Source organism: Neoroseomonas rubea (assembly GCF_016106015.1).
Classification (GTDB): domain Bacteria; phylum Pseudomonadota; class Alphaproteobacteria; order Acetobacterales; family Acetobacteraceae; genus Neoroseomonas; species Neoroseomonas rubea.
This window is the reverse complement of the sequence record NZ_JACADQ010000018.1, coordinates 15,927-31,539: the sequence shown is the minus strand read 5'-3', so window position 1 is coordinate 31,539 and position 15,613 is coordinate 15,927. Positions and strand designations below refer to the sequence as shown.

Sequence of the window (15,613 nt, the reverse complement as noted above, 5' to 3'; positions counted from 1 at the left end):
TGGGCGCGCTGGCCGCACTGCAGGCCGGCGCGGCGGTCCTGACCTTCGCCATGCTGCGCCAGGCGCGGGTGCCGCCGCGCGGCGCCACGGCCCCCACCGGCCGCCCGCTGCGCGAGAGGATCCGCGAGCGCGCCTTCCTCGGCCTCGCCCTGTGCTTCGCCGCGCATGCCTTCCTCGGCACCGGGCTCGCCGCCCACCTGATCCCGCTGCTGCGCGAACGCGGCTGGCCGGAGGCGACGGTGCTGCTGCTCGCCGCCGCGCATGGCCCGGCGCAGGTGGCGGCACGCGTGCTGCTCTACGCCGTGGGGCGCCGGGTGACGATGCGCGCCGTCGGGCGCTTCGCGACCGGGCTGCTGCCGGCGGGGATGCTGTGCCTGGCGCTGGGGCCGGGGAGCCTCGCGCTCACCATCCTCTTTGTCCTGCTCTGGGCGGTGGCGGACGGGTTGCTGACCATCGTCCGCGCCGCCGGCACGGCGGAGATTCTGGGGCGCGACGGCTACGGCACGGTGACCGGCGCGCTGTCCGCCTTCGCGGTGCTGCCGCGCACCCTCGCCCCGCTCGTGCTGGCGCTGCTGTGGGATGGCGCGGGCGCCTATGGGCCCGTGCCCTGGCTGCTGGTCGCCGTGGCAGCCGCGGCGGCGGGTGGCTTCCTGATGGCGGCGCGGCGCCCTGCGGGCTGAAGGGGGCTTGCATCCGGCGCGCCGATGGCTCCCATGCGGGGCGGGCGGCCCCATGTCCGACCGCCGAGACCGGAGTCCATCGCTTGCCCCCTGCCAAGCCCGCCGCCGAAGGCGGCCACATGCGCGCCCTGCTGCGCATCGCGCCCTATCTCTGGCCGAAGGGAGAGGCGGAGCTGCGCCTGCGGGTGGTCGCCGCGCTGGTGCTGGTCGCGGCCGCGAAGGCGGCGAACGTGCTGGTGCCGATCGCCTATGCCCGCGCGGTCGATGCGCTCGCGCCACAATCGGGCATGGCCGCGGCCGCGACCGTGCCGGTCGCGCTGCTGCTCGGCTACGGGCTGCTGCGCGTCATGTCCTCCGCCTTCGCGGAACTGCGCAACGCGATCTTCGCCAAGGTGCAGGCCCGCGCAGGGCGGCGCGTGGCGCTCGAGGTGTTCGAGCACCTGCACGCCCTGTCCATGCGCTTCCACATGGACCGCGCGACCGGCGGACTGTCGCGCGTGATCGAGCGGGGCGTGCGCGGCATCGCCACCTCGCTCAACTTCCTGTTGTTCAACATCATCCCGACCATCGTCGAGATCCTGTTCGTGGCCGTCATCCTGTGGTGGATGTTCGCGCTGTCCTTCACGCTGACGATGCTCGGCACCATCGCGGCCTATGTCGCCTTCACCCTGACCTTCACCAATTGGCGCCTGCGCTTCCGCCGGCAGATGAACCAGACGGATGAGGAAGCGAACACCAAGGCGGTGGACAGCCTGCTGAACTACGAGACGGTGAAGTACTTCAACAACGAGACGCATGAGGCGCGGCGCTACGAGGACAGCCTGACGCGCTACGAGCGCGCCTATGTGCGATCCGAGACCACGCTCAACATGCTCAATGCGGGCCAGGCCTTCATCATGGCTGTGGGCCTGACGGTGACGATGCTGCTGGCCGGGTCGGGCATCGCGGCGGGGACCATGACGGTGGGCGACCTGGTCATGGTCAACACCTACCTGATCCAGCTGTACCTGCCGCTCAACATCCTCGGCTTCGCCTATCGCGAGATCCGGCAGGGGCTGACGGACATGGAGCAGATGTTCACGCTGCTCGAGGTCCCGGCCGAGGTGCGCGACGCGCCCAGCGCGCCGGACCTCGCGAAGGGCCAGGGGGAGATCCGCTTCGAGGATGTCCGCTTCGGCTATCGCCCGGACCGGGAGATCCTGAAAGGCGTGACCTTCACCGTGCCGCCGGGGCGGATGCTGGCGATCGTCGGGCCGACGGGGGCGGGGAAATCGACCATCTCCCGCCTATTGTTCCGCTTCTACGACGCGACCGGCGGGCGCGTGACAGTCGATGGCCAGGACGTGCAGTCCGTGACGCAAGGCAGCCTGCGCCGCGCGATCGGCGTCGTGCCGCAGGACACGGTGCTGTTCAACGACACCATCCGCTACAACATCGCCTATGGCCGCCCCGGCGCGACGGATGAGGAGGTCGAGGCCGCCGCCCGCGCCGCGCAGGTGCATGACTTCGTCATCCGCCTGCCCGAGGGCTACGCGACCCGGGTGGGCGAGCGGGGGCTGAAGCTCTCGGGGGGCGAGAAGCAGCGCGTCGCGATCGCGCGCACCATCCTCAAGGACCCGCGCATCCTGATCCTGGACGAGGCCACCAGCGCGCTCGACACGCGCACGGAGCAGGAGATCCAGGCCGCGCTGCGCGACGTGGCGCGCAATCGCACCACCCTGGTCATCGCCCACAGGCTGTCCACGGTGGTGGAGGCGGACGAGATCATCGTCCTCCAGGACGGGCGCATCGCCGAGCGCGGCACCCATGCCGAGCTGATCGCCGCCGATGGCCTCTATGCCGAGATGTGGCGCCGCCAGGCCCAGGCGGTCGCAGCCGCCGAGGCCGCCGCGCGCGCCCAGGCCGAGGCCGACCTCGATCGCCCCCGCGCCGGGCGGCTTGGCGAATCCGTCGCGTAACAGGGGGTTACAGACCGCCCCCGCCCGCCCCATCTGGCCTGCAGCACTACCCGATCACACTGAACCAGTGTGATCGGGTTTCGTGCTGTAGCATCAACGGTTTCCAGAGCAAGAAATCCGATCAGCCGCTTCCGGCTGATCCGATATTGCTCTGGAAAGAAGGAGAACGCCGCATGCAGCAGGACGCCATGGGTGGCGCGCCCGAGGATCTCAGCCACGCCGGCTCGGTGGTGGACAAGGCGATCGAGTACATGATCGAGCAGCACATCGCCCCGATCTCCATCGCCTCCGCCCTGCTCGGCGGCGCGCTGGGGCTGCTGGCGCGGACCATGGACGACCGGGCGGTCGCCGCCGTGCTGCGCAACGCGCTGGCCTCGGTCGAGAGCGGCGAGCTGGCCGAGGCGCGCCAGCCCCCCCCGGCGCAGGCTTGACGGACCGGCCCGTCTGGGCCACAAGCCGCGCCTCCATCGCATCCACCGGCGCGCAGGGCCTGTCCCGTGCGCCCTGATCGTTTCGGGAAGACCACCATGGCCCGCCGCTGCGGCATCACCGGCAAGGGCGTCCTGACGGGCAACAACGTCAGCCACGCCAACAACAAGACCCGCCGGCGCTTCCTGCCGAACCTGCAGGAAACCTCCTTCTGGTCGGAAATCCTCGGCGCGCCGATCAAGCTGCGCCTCTCGACCAACGGCATCCGCACGGTGGAGCACAATGGCGGTCTCGACGCCTTCCTCCTCGGCACGCCGGACCGGCGCCTGCCGGACGAGGCGCGCCTGCTGAAGCGCCGGCTCGAGCGCGCCCAGGCCAAGAAGGCGGCCTGACGGCCCCTTCCCGGCCGGCATCGGCAAGGGCGGCGCCCCGCGGGGCGGCCGCCCTTTTTCTTTGCCCGGTCAGATGCGCGAATTCGGCGCAGTGAAGGGCTCCCGCACCTCGCCATCGAGGTAGCCCGCGTAGAAATCCCGCACATGAGGCAGGAGGTCGCGGGCCAGCGTACGCCGGCGTTCCTCCTCCGGCCGCAGCGGCAGGGCGAGCTGCGCGGCGAGCTCGGCCAGCGCCGCCTCCCGGTCCAGCCGCGTGAAGCGGCGGTCGCGCATCACCACCTCCCCGCCGATCATCACCGTCTCCACCCCCTCCGCCTTGGCGCGCAGCAGCACGGCGTCGACCACCGGGATCAGCGGGTCGAGATAGGGCGAAGCGAGGCTGTCCCAGCGGATCAGGGACAGGTCGGCAAAGGACCCCGGGCGCAGCGTGCCGATCGCGGCGCCGAAGGGCGTGGTCAGGCCGCCATTCTCGCTCGCCATCCGCAGGACCTCGGGGGCCGAGGGCACCTCGGCCGGGTCCATGCCAGGAGTGCGATGCAAGCGCAGCACGAGCCGCATCTCGGCCAGCATGTCGCGATCGTCGTTGATGCCGGCCTCGTCCATGCCCATCGCGACGCGGATGCCGCGGCGGGAAAAGCAGCCGAGGCAGGCGACGCCGCTGCGCAGCCGCAGGTTGGAACTCGCATTGTGGCAGATCAGCGTGCCGCTCTCCGCGACGCGGTCCATGTCGGCCTCGGTCAGCCAGACGGCGTGCCCCAGGGTCATGCGCGGGCCGAGCAGCCCGTGGCGCGCGATATGCTCGACCGCCGTGCCGCCGCCGCGCAGCCTGGCGTAGCGCTTCTGGTAGGCTGTCTCGTTCAGGTGCATGTGCATCGGCAGGCCGTGCCGCGCCGAGACCTCGCGGAACCCGTCCAGCGCCTTGTCCGACACCCAGTGCAGGTTGGTGGGCGCGAGCTGGATGGCGATGCGCGGATCGCCGGCGACATGGTCTGCGAGCCGCAGCACCATGTCGAAATACTCCTCCGCCGTGATGTGGAAGCGGGCGAGGGTCTCGGCCAGCCGCGCGCCGAGCTCCCGCGGCAGGCGCGCGATGAAGGCCTCGTCGTCCTCGTAGACGAGCCGGTTCTGGTCCCGGAAGGCGTAGGAGTAGGAAGCGCGCATGCCGATCGCCTGGTAGGCGCCGATCACCTGCCGCGCCGCGCGCTCCACATCCCCGATCGCGCCCGGCGCGCGCCCGTGCAGGTGCTGCACCGTAGTGACGCCCGATCCGATCATCTCGAAGGCCGCGTAGAGCGTGTCCAGATGCAGGTCGACATCGCGCGCGACCATCCGCGTCGCGAACCAGAGCTCGAGCGGCTGGTCGAGCGAGCCGAGCTGCACCGGCGTCAGCCCCACGTGATGGTGGCTGTTCACCAGGCCCGGCAGGACCACGTGGCCGTCGGAGCCCAGCACAGCCGCGCCGGGGTAGTGCGCCGAGAGGTCGGCGAACCGGCCGATGGCGATCACGCGGTCCCCTTGCACGGCGACGGCGCCGTCGTCGTGGATCACGGCCGTGTCGCGATCGACGACGCGTTCGATCACGTGGCGGCCGCGGACGAGCGTGACGGTCATGGCGGGCTCCTGCTGCGCTCATGGAACGCTAGGGGATCGGCGTGCCCCGCGTCACGCCCCCCCTTCCGGCCCGGCCGCGCCGGGGGCAGGATCGCGCACATCGCGGAGGAACCTGCCATGTCCAAGGTCATCATCACCTGCGCCGTCACCGGCGCGATCCACACGCCGTCCATGTCCGACCACCTGCCGATCACGCCGCAGGAGATCGCGGAGCAGTCGATCGCGGCGGCGGAAGCCGGGGCGAGCATCATCCACCTGCACGCGCGCGACCCGATCGACGGCCGCCCGACGCCCGACCCGGCGGTCTTCATGCAGTTCCTGCCGGTCATCAAGCAGTCCACCGACGCGGTCATCAACATCACGACCGGCGGCGGGCTCGGCATGACGGTCGATGAGCGGCTCGCCGCGCCGCTGCTGGCCAAGCCCGAGATGTGCAGCCTCAACATGGGCTCGATGAACTTCAACATCTCGGCCTCCGCCGCGCGCGTGAAGCACTTCAAGCACGATTGGGAGAAGCCCTACCTGGAGGGCACCACCAACTACATCTTCCGCAACACCTTCCAGGACATCGAGCAGATCGTGGAGCGGCTGGGCAAGGGCCACGGCACGCGCTTCGAGTTCGAGTGCTACGATGTCGGGCACCTCTACAACCTGGCGCATATGCTCGACCGCAAGGTGGTGGAACCGCCCCTGTTTACCCAGACGATCTTCGGCATCCTGGGCGGCATCGGCGCCGAGCCGCGCAACCTGATGTTCATGAAGGAGACGGCGGACCGGCTGTTCGGCAAGGACTACGTCTGGTCCGTGCTCGCCGCCGGGCGGAGCCAGATGCCCTTCTGCACCATGGCCGGCATGCTCGGCGGCAATGTCCGCGTGGGGCTCGAGGACAGCCTCTGGATCGGCAAGGGCCAGCAGGCGACGTCCAATGCGCAGCAGGTCGCGAAGATCCGCCGCATCCTCGAGGAATTGTCGCTGGAGATCGCCACGCCCGCAGAGGCCCGCGCGATGCTGAAGCTGAAGGGCGGCGACCTGGTCGGCTTCTAGCCCTTCTCCACCCGCGTGAGCCAGCAGCCCGGCCGCGCGGTGTGGATGTTCACATAGGCGACGCGCGGGTCGTCGATCCGCGCGCGTAGCGCCGCCTCCGCCTCCTCCCCCGGCACCACCACGCCGAGGTCGTAGAGCACCATCCCATCCCGGTCGTAGTGGCGCAGCGAGACGATGGCGTTCTGCGTCACCGTCTCCGGCAGCGCATCCACCGTCTCCCGGCGCGCGCAATCCTGCGCGTGGACGAAGACGGGCGACGGCGTCCAATAGGGCCCCTGCGGCAAGGGCAGGTCCCAGGAGGCGAGGATCATCCTCTCCCCCGGCCGGCCGAGCCGCAGGCAGTGCCGGCAGGGAAAGCCCGACCCCGTGACCTCGCGGAGATGGACGGGCCCGCCGCGGTCGTCGCGCCCGGTGGCGCGGAAGCGGGCGGCGGCGGCGGTGTCGATGGGGATGCAGCGGAAGGTGCTCATGCGGCGATGCTGCCGCGTGCGGCGGTCCGGCGCCTTCCGCCCGTTGCCTTCACACGTGCAACCACCGCCCCCGATCGGGGGCGGTGGCGCTTTCCCTCGCGCCGGCCCGGTGGCGGGAGGGCTCCGCCGTGGGGCCGTTGGCGGGCCGGGCGAGGGCGCGCTTGGGCCGTCAGCGCGTGGCGGCGATGTCGATCACCTCGGCGGCCGGCAGGCCGGCGACGGCGCCGAGCGCGCTCGCCGCGCCGGTCTCGAGGTTCACGCGGTGCAGCGTGCCGCCGATCAGCGCGAAGCCCATGTTGCCGCCCTGCCCATCTGCCAGGATGTCGAAGGCGACACCCGGCGGCAGCGAATCGGCCACCTGGCCGCGCGGCTGCTGCACGCCGTCATTCGGCGGCGCCTGCAGGTTGTAGGAGCGCGTCAGCGTGTCGATGGTGTAGAGCGCCGTCGCCTGCGCGCCGGTGACGCTGTTGGTGTAGGCGCCGGCGACGATGCGCGGCATCGTCTCGGCGAAGGGCGTTCCCGCGGCGTACTTCAGCTGGCCGTCCTGCGCGACTTCCCCGGTATCGACGTTCACGCGCAGGTTGGTGCCGTTCATGCCCATCAGCCGCAGGCGGTTCGCGACCGGGTTGAAGTCCACCACCGCGCGGCCGCCGGACTGGAATTCCGTGTTCAGCCGGCTGATCTGCGTGGCGCGGCCCGTCGCCGGGTCGATCGTCACGATCTGGCCGCGCTCGGTGACGCCATAGAGGCGGCCATCCTGCGGGCGCTGGTCGATGCCGAGCACGCGGCCATCCGCACCGGTGATGCGCATGGGTGCGCCGGCGCGGCGCGTCTCGCTGTCGATGCTGACGAGTGCGTTCTCGACGGTCAGGCCGATCAGCGTCGCGGCCTGGGCCTGGCTGGCCGTGGCGATCATCCCGAAGGCGGCGAGGGCGAGGCGAAGGTGGGTCGTCATGGCGGTCTCTCCTGTTCCCAGGCGAGGCCGTTCGGCCCCGCTGACCGCCTTACGGGCCGCATGCGCGGGCGGATGCAGGCGAGCGAGGATTTTTTAGGTGCCGCGCGCGGCGGCCAACCGGCCGATGAAGAGGATGGGCCCGGTCGGCCGCCCGGTGGGCGACCCGCCCGGCGGTTCCAGCGTGATCTCGATCAGCATCCCCGGCTCCGGCCGGATGGTGGATGGCGTCACGGTCAGCCGACCCTGCTCGGCCGGGATCAGGCCGAGCGAGGTCGGCGCGCTCGCCCCCTGCGGCAGCGCCCAGAGCTGCATGACACGGTCGGACGGCACTGGCTGCGGGTTCAGAGAGGCAAGGCGCAGCGCGCCGCCTTGCGCCTCCACGAGCCAGGCGGGCTGGTCGCGCTGGGTCAACAGCACGGTCATCAGCCGCTGCTCCGGCGCCGGGCGGACCAGCAGCAGGACGGCGAGCCCAGCCGCGACCGCGCTCGCGCCAAGCGCCCAGACGCGCAAGAAGCGGGATTTCGCGACGGCAGGCGCCTGTCGTGGCCCGTCGAGCGACGCGGCGATGCGCTCCCACAGCCCCGGTGGCGGCGCCTCGGGCGGCGCGAGGGCGGTGAGCGGCGCGAGCCGCGCCTCCCAGGCTGCGACGGCCTCGCGCAAGGCCGGGTCGGTCTCCATCGCGCGCGCCACCTCGGCCGCCGCGCGGGCATCGAGCGTGCCGAGCACGTATTCGCCTGCCAGCGCGTCGCGTTCGGCGGGGTCGGTCGGGATCATGCCAGGCACTCCCGCAGCGCCAGGAGCCCGCGCCGGATCCAGGACTTTACGGTGCCGAGCGGCATGCCGAGCCGCGCCGCGATCTGCGGATGCGACAGGCCGTGCACGAAGGCGAGGACGATGCCCTCGCGATTCTTCGGCTCCAGCCCGGCCAGGCATTCATGCAGGCGGCGGCCCTCGCTGCTCGCGGCGAGCCTTTCCTCCGCTTCCGGTGCCACGGCCTCGTCGCCGAGGGTCGGGTCGTCCGTTGGCGTCTCCCGCCCCCGGGCGCGGATGATGTCGAGCGCGGCATGGCGGACGATGGAGCCGAGCCAGGCTTCGGCCGAACCGCGCGCCGGGTCGAACTGCCCGGCGCGGCGCGCGACCTTGATGAAGGCATCCTGCAACGCATCCGCCGCCGCATCCCGATCGCGCAGGATGGCGTTCGCCACACCAAAAAGGCGAACCGACTGCCGTTCATACACGCGGCGCAGCGCGGCGCGGTCGCCGGCGGCCACGGCGGCGAGCAGCGCGGGTAGGTCGGCATCCGCTTCCATGAGGCCCGGGACATGGCCATGCCGCGCCCGGCAAGGTCAAGCGTAACGACCCCATTGCGCAGCACGGCGCACATGCGAACATCCGCCCAACGACAGGAGGCTCAGCATGTCCCGCTTCGCGCTTTCCCGCCGCGCCCTCGGCGCGGCCGCCCTGCTGCCGCTCGCGCGGCCGGCCTTCGCGCAGAACGCGCCGATCCGCATCGGGGAGCTGAATTCGTATTCGCGCATGGCGGCCTTCGCGGTGCCCTACCGCAACGCCATGCAGCAGGCGCAGGATGCGGTGAACGCCGCGGGCGGCGTCATGGGCGGACGGCGGATCGAATTCGTCTTCCGCGACGACGGGTCGACGCCCGGCGACGCCGTGCGCGTGGCCGAGGAACTGCTGACGCGCGAGAACGTCGCCTTTCTCGCCGGAACCTTCCTGTCGAATGTCGGGCTCGCGGTCGCGGATTTCGCGAACCAGCGCAAGCGCCTGTTCCTGGCGACCGAGCCGCTGACCGACGCGCTGACCATGGCGCAGGGCAACCGCTACACCTGGCGCCTGCGTCCCAGCACCTTCATGCAGACGCGCATGCTGGTCGAGGCGATCCGCGGCCGGAACGTGCGGCGCTGGGCGATCGTCGCGCCGAACTACGAATACGGGCAGTCGGCCGCGGCCAACTTCAAGCGCCTGCTCCCCGCCGCCATCCCGGGTGCCGAGATCGTGGCGGAGCAGTTCCCCGCCCTCGGCCGCGTCGATGCGGGGGCGACGGTCGGCGCGCTCGGCCAGGCGCGGCCGGATGGCATCTTCAACGTGCTGTTCGGCGCGGACCTGACCGCCTTCGTCCGCGAAGGCAACACGCGCGGCCTGTTCGAGCGCCGCACCGTCGTCTCCCTGCTGACGGGTGAGCCCGAATACATGATCCCGCTGGGGGAGGAGACGCCGGAAGGCTGGATCGTCACCGGCTATCCGTGGGAGCAGGTGACGGGCATGCCGACGCACCAAGCCTTCGTCGACGGCTACCGCGCGCGCTTCAACGACACGCCGCGCAAGGGCTCGTTGCTCGGCTATGTCACGGTGCAGGTGATCGCGAACCTGCTGAACAAGGCGAACACGCTCGACAACGAGGCGCTGGTCGATGCGCTGCGCGACCTGCGCACCGACACGGTGGTCGGCCCGGTGACGATGCGCGGCATCGACCAGCAGGGCACCATGGGCACCTGGGTGGGAGAGACGACGCTGCGTGGCCGGCAGGGTGCGATGCGCAACATCCGCTACGCCGACGGCGCCGACTACATGTTCTCCGAGGAGGAAGTGCGCGCCGCGCGCCGGACCTGATCCTTCGTGCAATGGGACTTCCTGCTGGTCCAGTCCCTGTCTGGGCTGGCCAGCGCCTCCTCGCTCTTCGTCATCGCGTCGGGGCTGACGATCGTCTTCGGCGTGACGCGGATCGTGAACTTCGCGCACGGCTCCTTCTACATGCTGGGGGCCTATATCGCGGTCACGGTCGTGCCCTGGCTGCTGGAGATCGATCGCTCGCCCTGGCTGTTCTTCGTGGGCGTGCTGGTCTCGGCGCTGGCCGTCGGCGCGCTCGGTGTGCTGATGGAGATGCTGCTGCTGCGGCGCATCTACCGCGTACCGGAACTGTTCCAGCTGCTGGCGACCTTCGGCGTCGTGCTGATCGTGCAGGACCTGGTGCTGCTGGTCTGGGGGCCGGTGGATATTCCCGGGCCGCGCGCGCCGGGGCTGCGGCATGGCGTGGTCATCCTCGACCAGCGCTTCCCGGCCTATGAGCTGTTCCTGATCGCGGTCGGGCCGGCGGTGCTCGGCCTGCTGTGGCTGCTGATGCACCGCACGCGCTTCGGCGTACTTATCCGGGCCGCGACGCAGGACCGGGAAATGGTGGGCGCGCTCGGCGTCAACCAGGCAATGCTGTTCACGGGCACGCTGTTCCTCGGCGCCGCGCTCGCCGGCCTCGGCGGCGCGCTGCAGATCCCGCGCGTCAGCGCCAATTCCCAGATGGACCTGTCCATCATTACCGAGGCCTTCGTCGTCACCGTCATCGGCGGCATGGGCAGCGTGCCGGGCGCCTTCATCGCCGCGCTGCTGATCGGCCAGCTGCAGGCCTTCGGCGTGCTGATCTTCCCCAAGATCACGCTGGTGCTCGTGTTCCTGCTCATGGCCGTGGTGCTGGTGATCAAGCCCTGGGGGCTGCTCGGCAAGCCCGAGGCCGCGGCGGGGCGCGTGGTGCTGCCGGAAGGCATCCTCGACCCGCGCCCGCTCGACCGCGCGGGAAAGATGCTGGCGGCGCTGGGGCTGGCGGCGGTGCTCGCGCTGCCGCTGCTCGACGCCTATGCGGTGAAGGTGGGGACGGAGGTACTGATCCTGGCGCTCGCCGCCTTCTCGCTGAACTTCCTGGTCGGCAATGGCGGCATCGTCTCCTTCGGCCATGCGGCCTATTTCGGGCTCGGCGCCTATGGCGCGGGGCTGCTGGTGGTGAAGGCGGGGCTGCCGATGGAACCGGCGCTGCTCGCAGCCCCCATCGCCGGCGGCGCCTTCGCGGCCCTGTTCGGCTTCTTCGTCGTGCGGCTGTCGGGCATCTACCTCGCCATGCTGACGCTCGCCTTCGCGCAGATCGCCTATGCCGTGGTGTTCCAATGGGTGGAGGTGACGGGCGGGGACAACGGCCTGGTCGGCGTCTGGCCGTCGCGCTGGGCGGCGTCGCGAGAGGTCTATCACTACCTGGTCGCCGCCGTGACGGTCGCCGCCATCATCCTGCTGCGGCGCGTGATCCATGCGCCCTTCGGTGCGACGCTGCGCGCGGCGCGGGATTCGGCGCAGCGCGCGGATGCGATCGGCGTCGATGTGCGCACCCATCGCTGGCTCGGCTTCACGCTGGCGGGTGCGGCGGCGGGGTTGGCCGGTGGGCTCTACGCCTTCTCCAAGGGCTCGATCGACCCGACGCTGCTCGGCATTCCGATGAGCGTCGATTTCCTGTCCATGCTGCTGCTCGGCGGCATCCAGTCGGTGCTCGGGCCGGTGGCCGGCACCGCGGCCTTCCATGCGGCGAAGGACTTCTTCATGCCGCTGACCGACCATTGGCGGCTGTTCCTTGGCCTGTCGATCATCGCCATGGTGCTGGTCTTCCCGCGCGGACTCGCCGGCGCCTGGGACACGCTGAGGAGGCGGCGCGCATGACGCTGCTCTCGGCGGAGGGGCTGACCAAGCGCTTCGGCGGCGTACTGGCCGCGAAGGATGTCTCCTTCGGGCTGGAAGGCGGCGAGATGCTCGCCATCATCGGCCCGAACGGCGCGGGGAAATCCACCACCTTCAACATGGTCGGCGGGCAGCTGCGCCCGGATGCGGGGCGCGTGACACTGGCCGGGCAGGACATCACCGGCATGCCGCCGCGCGCGGTGTGCCGCATGGGGGTCGGGCGCACCTTCCAGGTGGCGCAGACCTTCCTGTCCTTTTCCGTGATCGGCAATGTGCAGATGGCGCTGATCGCGCATCATGGCCAGACGAGGATGCTGCTGCCGGATGCGATGGCGATGCACCAGGACGCGGCGCTCGCGCTGCTCGAGCGCGTGGGCATGGCGGCGCAGGCGGATCGCCCGATCGGCGAACTCGCCTATGGCGACGTGAAGCGGGTGGAGCTCGCCATCGCGCTCGCCGCGGCACCGCGCCTGCTGCTGATGGACGAGCCTACCGCCGGCATGGCGCCGGCCGAGCGCAGCGCGCTGATGGCGCTGGTGGCCGGCATCGCGCGGGCGGAACGGATCGGCGTGCTGTTCACGGAACACGACATGGACGCCGTCTTCGCCCATGCCGACCGCATCCTGGTGCTGGTGCGGGGCGAGATCATCGCCCGCGGCACGCCGGAAGAAGTCCGCGCGGACCCGGAGGTCCAGCGCGTCTATCTCGGCCATTCCGGGACGCGCGCGGCCGAACGCGCGCGGCGCGCCCATGGCTGACGCGGTCCTGGACGTCGCCGGCCTGCGCGCGGGATACGGCCCGGCGGAGGTGCTGTTCGGGGTGGAACTTCACCTCGCCCGCGGCGAGGTCGCGGCGCTGATGGGCCGCAACGGCGCGGGAAAATCCACCACGCTCAAGGCCATCATGGGGCTGCTGCCGCCGCGTGCGGGAAGCGTCCGCTTCGCCGGGCAGGAGATCGCGGGCCTGGCGCCGTTCCGCATCGCGCGCCTTGGCCTCGGCTACGTGCCGGAGGAACGACGCATCTTCACCGACCTGACGGTGTTCGAGAACCTCGAGGTCGGCCGCCGCGCACCGCCCGCCGGCCGCGCGCCCTGGACGCCGGAGCGGCTGTTCGAGGTGTTTCCCAACCTCGCCGAGATGCGCCATCGCCGCGCCAGCGCCATGTCGGGCGGGGAGCAGCAGATGCTGACCATCGCGCGCACGCTGATGGGCAATCCGGAGGCAGTGCTGCTCGACGAACCCTCCGAGGGGCTGGCCCCCGTGATCGTCGAACAGATGGCCGACGCGGTGCTGCGCATGAAGGCGGAAGGCATCGCCGTGCTCGTCTCGGAACAGAATCTCGACTTCGCCGCCGCCGTCGCCGACCGGGCGCTGATCCTGGAGAAAGGCACCGTGCGCTGGCAGGGGTCCATCGCGGCGCTCGAGGCGGACGAGGACGTCCGCCGCGCCTACCTGACGGTGTGACCCGGATGGCACGACGCATCGCCGGCATCGACGTGGGCGGCACCTTCACCGACCTGGTGATGCAGGAGCAAGACGGCACGATCCGCATCGCCAAGGTGCCGACCACGGCCGTGAACCAGGCCGGCGGCGTGCTCGCCGCGATCGAGGCCGCGGGCACCACGCCCGCCGCGCTCGACCTGATCGTGCACGGCACCACCGCGACGACGAACGCAGTGCTGGAACGCAAGCTCGCCAAGGTCGGGCTGATCACGACGGACGGCTTCCGCGACGTGCTGGAACTCGGCCGCCGCACGCGCCCGCGCGCCTATGGCATGACCGGGTCCTTCGAGCCGCTGATCCCGCGCGAATGGCGGCGCGAGGTGACGGAGCGCATGGATGCGCGCGGCGCGGTCGTGACGCCGCTGGATGAGGCCGCAGTGGAACGGGAGGTGCGCGCGCTGCTCGCCGAGGGCTGCGAGGCGCTCGTCATCCACTTCCTGCACGCCTACGCCAACCCGGCGCATGAACGCCGCGCGGGCGAGATCGCGCGCGCCATCTGGCCGAATTCCTACGTCACGCTCGGCCACGCGCTGCTGTCGGAGTTCCGCGAATACGAACGCGGCACGACGGCGTCGGTGAACGCCGCGGTGCAGCCGGTGCTCGATCGCTACATCCGCCATCTGCAGGACCGGCTTTCGGAAGCCGGGCATGCGCGCGACCTGCTGGTGATGAACGGCAATGGCGGCACGGTGCCGGCGCGCGCCGTCGCCGCCGAAGCCGCCAAGACCGTGATGTCCGGCCCGGCTTCCGGCGTCATGGCCGCCGCCGCCACGCTCGCGCAATCGGGCGTGGCCAACGCCATCACCTGCGACATGGGCGGCACCTCGACCGATGTCGCGCTGATCGCGGGCGGCGTGCCGGAGGTCTCGGCGGAACTCTCCATCGCCTATGGCCTGCCGATCCACCTGCCGATGGTCGATGTGCGCACCGTCGGCGCCGGCGGCGGATCGATCGCCTGGATCGATCGCGGCGGCATGCTGCGCGTCGGCCCCGAAAGCGCCGGCAGCAGCCCGGGGCCGATCTGCTACGGGCGCGGCGGCACGCGGCCGACGGTGACGGATGCGAACCTGCTGCTCGGGCGGCTCGATCCCGATGCGCTGCTCACGACGGGTCGGCGCGTCGGCGTCGAGGAAGTGCGCGACGCCTTCGCGCGGGAGATCGGCGCGCCGCTCGGCATGGCGCCGGAGCAGGCGGCGGAAGCGGTGATCCGCCTGGCCAACGTGCTGATGGCGGGTGCGATCCGCATGGTCTCGCTGTCCCGCGGCCATGACCCGCGCGACTTCTCGCTGTTCGCCTTCGGCGGCGCGGGGCCGCTTCACGCCATCGCGCTGGCACGCGAGATCGGCATCCCGGAGGTCTTCGTCCCCTTCCGCCCGGGGCTCACCAACGCGCTCGGCTGCCTGGTCGCGGACCTGCGGCAGGATGTGGTGAACACGCTGAACCGCGGCCTCGACGACATTGCCGAGGCGGAGATCGCGGAGGTGCTGTCGGCGCAGGTCGCGCGCGGCCGCGCAGGCGTCGAGGCCGGCGGCGCGGAGGTGGAGCGCGTCGAGGTCCGCCACGTCGCGGAGATGCAGTTCCGCGGCCAGACGCATCTGATCCGCGTGGCGCTTGCCTCCGCGGCGCCCACGCGGGCCGAGGTGCAGGCGGCCTTCGAGGCGGCCTATTTCGCGCGCTTCCAGGTGCGCCTGCCGGAAATCCGCGCGGTGCTGGTGAACCTGACGACGAGCGTCGTCGGCCGGCGGCCGCCCTTCGACCTGCGCGCGCTCTCCGCCGGAACGAAGGGGGAGGCACGGCTCGGCACACGGCGCCTCTATGCCGGCGGCGCCTGGCACGAGGCGAGCGTCTGGCGGCGGGAGGCGCTGGCCGAAGGCGCGCGCATCGCGGGGCCGGCAGTGCTGCAGCAGGCGGATGCGACGATCATTCTCGAGCCGGGGAGCGAAGCGGTGGTGGATGGGCTCGGCAATCTCAGGGTGCGGGCGTGATGTGCACGAAGAGCAGGTCGGGGGAGGGTGAACCTCCCCCGAGCCCCCTCCCTTCTTTGTCTTCTGGCACCGGTCGCCGC

15 protein-coding genes are annotated in these 15,613 nt (G+C 71.3%); 10 read left to right on the top strand and 5 right to left on the bottom strand.

From position 1 onward, the window contains the following. From HW577_RS04085 to rpmB, 4 genes are all read left to right on the top strand, one after another. Positions 1–680: MFS transporter (locus HW577_RS04085; RefSeq protein WP_474100241.1), on the top strand; the 680-nt coding region annotated here is incomplete at its 5' end. Between the two features lie 119 nt (positions 681–799). Next, positions 800–2,638, top strand: coding sequence for an ABCB family ABC transporter ATP-binding protein/permease (locus tag HW577_RS04080; protein ID WP_198374790.1), 1,839 nt, complete (start codon positions 800–802; stop codon positions 2,636–2,638). Between the two features lie 173 nt (positions 2,639–2,811). Next, positions 2,812–3,069, top strand: coding sequence for a hypothetical protein (locus tag HW577_RS04075; RefSeq protein WP_198374789.1), 258 nt, complete (start codon positions 2,812–2,814; stop codon positions 3,067–3,069). A 96-nt stretch (positions 3,070–3,165) separates the two neighbouring features. Continuing rightward, positions 3,166–3,459: a 50S ribosomal protein L28 gene (gene rpmB / locus HW577_RS04070; protein WP_198374788.1), complete on the top strand. Its 294-nt coding sequence runs from the start codon at positions 3,166–3,168 to the stop codon at positions 3,457–3,459. Positions 3,460–3,528: 69 nt separating this feature from the next. On the opposite strand, the gene HW577_RS04065 is transcribed toward rpmB, so the two are convergent. Next, positions 3,529–5,070 (bottom strand): amidohydrolase family protein, encoded by a 1,542-nt coding sequence (locus HW577_RS04065; RefSeq protein WP_198374787.1) that lies wholly within the window; start codon positions 5,068–5,070, stop codon positions 3,529–3,531. Between the two features lie 117 nt (positions 5,071–5,187). Between HW577_RS04065 and kce the strand changes: the two genes are divergently transcribed. Beyond that, positions 5,188–6,114 (top strand): 3,5-dioxohexanoate:acetyl-CoA acetone transferase, encoded by a 927-nt coding sequence (kce, locus tag HW577_RS04060; RefSeq protein ID WP_198374786.1) that lies wholly within the window; start codon positions 5,188–5,190, stop codon positions 6,112–6,114. On the opposite strand, the gene HW577_RS04055 is transcribed toward kce, so the two are convergent. The 4 genes from HW577_RS04055 to HW577_RS04040 form a co-directional block, all read right to left on the bottom strand. Beyond that, the gene (locus tag HW577_RS04055) at positions 6,111–6,584 is read right to left on the bottom strand and encodes a DUF1203 domain-containing protein (protein ID WP_198374785.1); all 474 of its coding nucleotides are present in this window, start codon (positions 6,582–6,584) and stop codon (positions 6,111–6,113) included. The genes kce and HW577_RS04055 overlap by 4 nt on opposite strands. A gap of 169 nt (positions 6,585–6,753) precedes the next feature. Further along, a complete protein-coding gene (locus HW577_RS04050; protein ID WP_198374784.1) occupies positions 6,754–7,539 on the bottom strand; it encodes a DUF4394 domain-containing protein in 786 nt (261 codons plus the stop codon). 93 nt (positions 7,540–7,632) lie between these two features. After that, on the bottom strand, positions 7,633–8,313 hold the full coding sequence (locus HW577_RS04045; protein WP_198374783.1) for an anti-sigma factor: 681 nt from the start codon (positions 8,311–8,313) through the stop codon (positions 7,633–7,635). Beyond that, positions 8,310–8,849: a sigma-70 family RNA polymerase sigma factor gene (locus tag HW577_RS04040; protein ID WP_198374782.1), complete on the bottom strand. Its 540-nt coding sequence runs from the start codon at positions 8,847–8,849 to the stop codon at positions 8,310–8,312. Before HW577_RS04040 ends, HW577_RS04045 begins: the two co-directional genes overlap by 4 nt. Positions 8,850–8,955: 106 nt before the next feature. Between HW577_RS04040 and HW577_RS04035 the strand changes: the two genes are divergently transcribed. Genes HW577_RS04035 through HW577_RS04015 form a run of 5 tightly spaced genes read left to right on the top strand, consistent with a single transcriptional unit; the run spans position 8,956 to position 15,533 of the window. Beyond that, on the top strand, positions 8,956–10,167 hold the full coding sequence (locus tag HW577_RS04035) for an ABC transporter substrate-binding protein (RefSeq protein ID WP_198374781.1): 1,212 nt from the start codon (positions 8,956–8,958) through the stop codon (positions 10,165–10,167). A gap of 6 nt (positions 10,168–10,173) precedes the next feature. Then, a complete protein-coding gene (locus HW577_RS04030; protein ID WP_198374780.1) occupies positions 10,174–12,027 on the top strand; it encodes an ABC transporter permease in 1,854 nt (617 codons plus the stop codon). Next, complete coding sequence (locus HW577_RS04025) at positions 12,024–12,803, top strand: ABC transporter ATP-binding protein (protein ID WP_198374779.1); 780 nt, start codon at positions 12,024–12,026, stop codon at positions 12,801–12,803. The genes HW577_RS04030 and HW577_RS04025 overlap by 4 nt, the downstream gene beginning before the upstream one ends. Then, positions 12,796–13,509 carry an ABC transporter ATP-binding protein gene (locus tag HW577_RS04020; protein WP_198374778.1) on the top strand — a complete coding sequence of 238 codons (714 nt, stop codon included), beginning with the start codon at positions 12,796–12,798 and terminating at the stop codon, positions 13,507–13,509. The genes HW577_RS04025 and HW577_RS04020 overlap by 8 nt, the downstream gene beginning before the upstream one ends. A 5-nt stretch (positions 13,510–13,514) precedes the next feature. Continuing rightward, positions 13,515–15,533: a hydantoinase/oxoprolinase family protein gene (locus HW577_RS04015; protein ID WP_198374777.1), complete on the top strand. Its 2,019-nt coding sequence runs from the start codon at positions 13,515–13,517 to the stop codon at positions 15,531–15,533. The last annotated feature ends 80 nt before the right edge of the window (positions 15,534–15,613 follow it).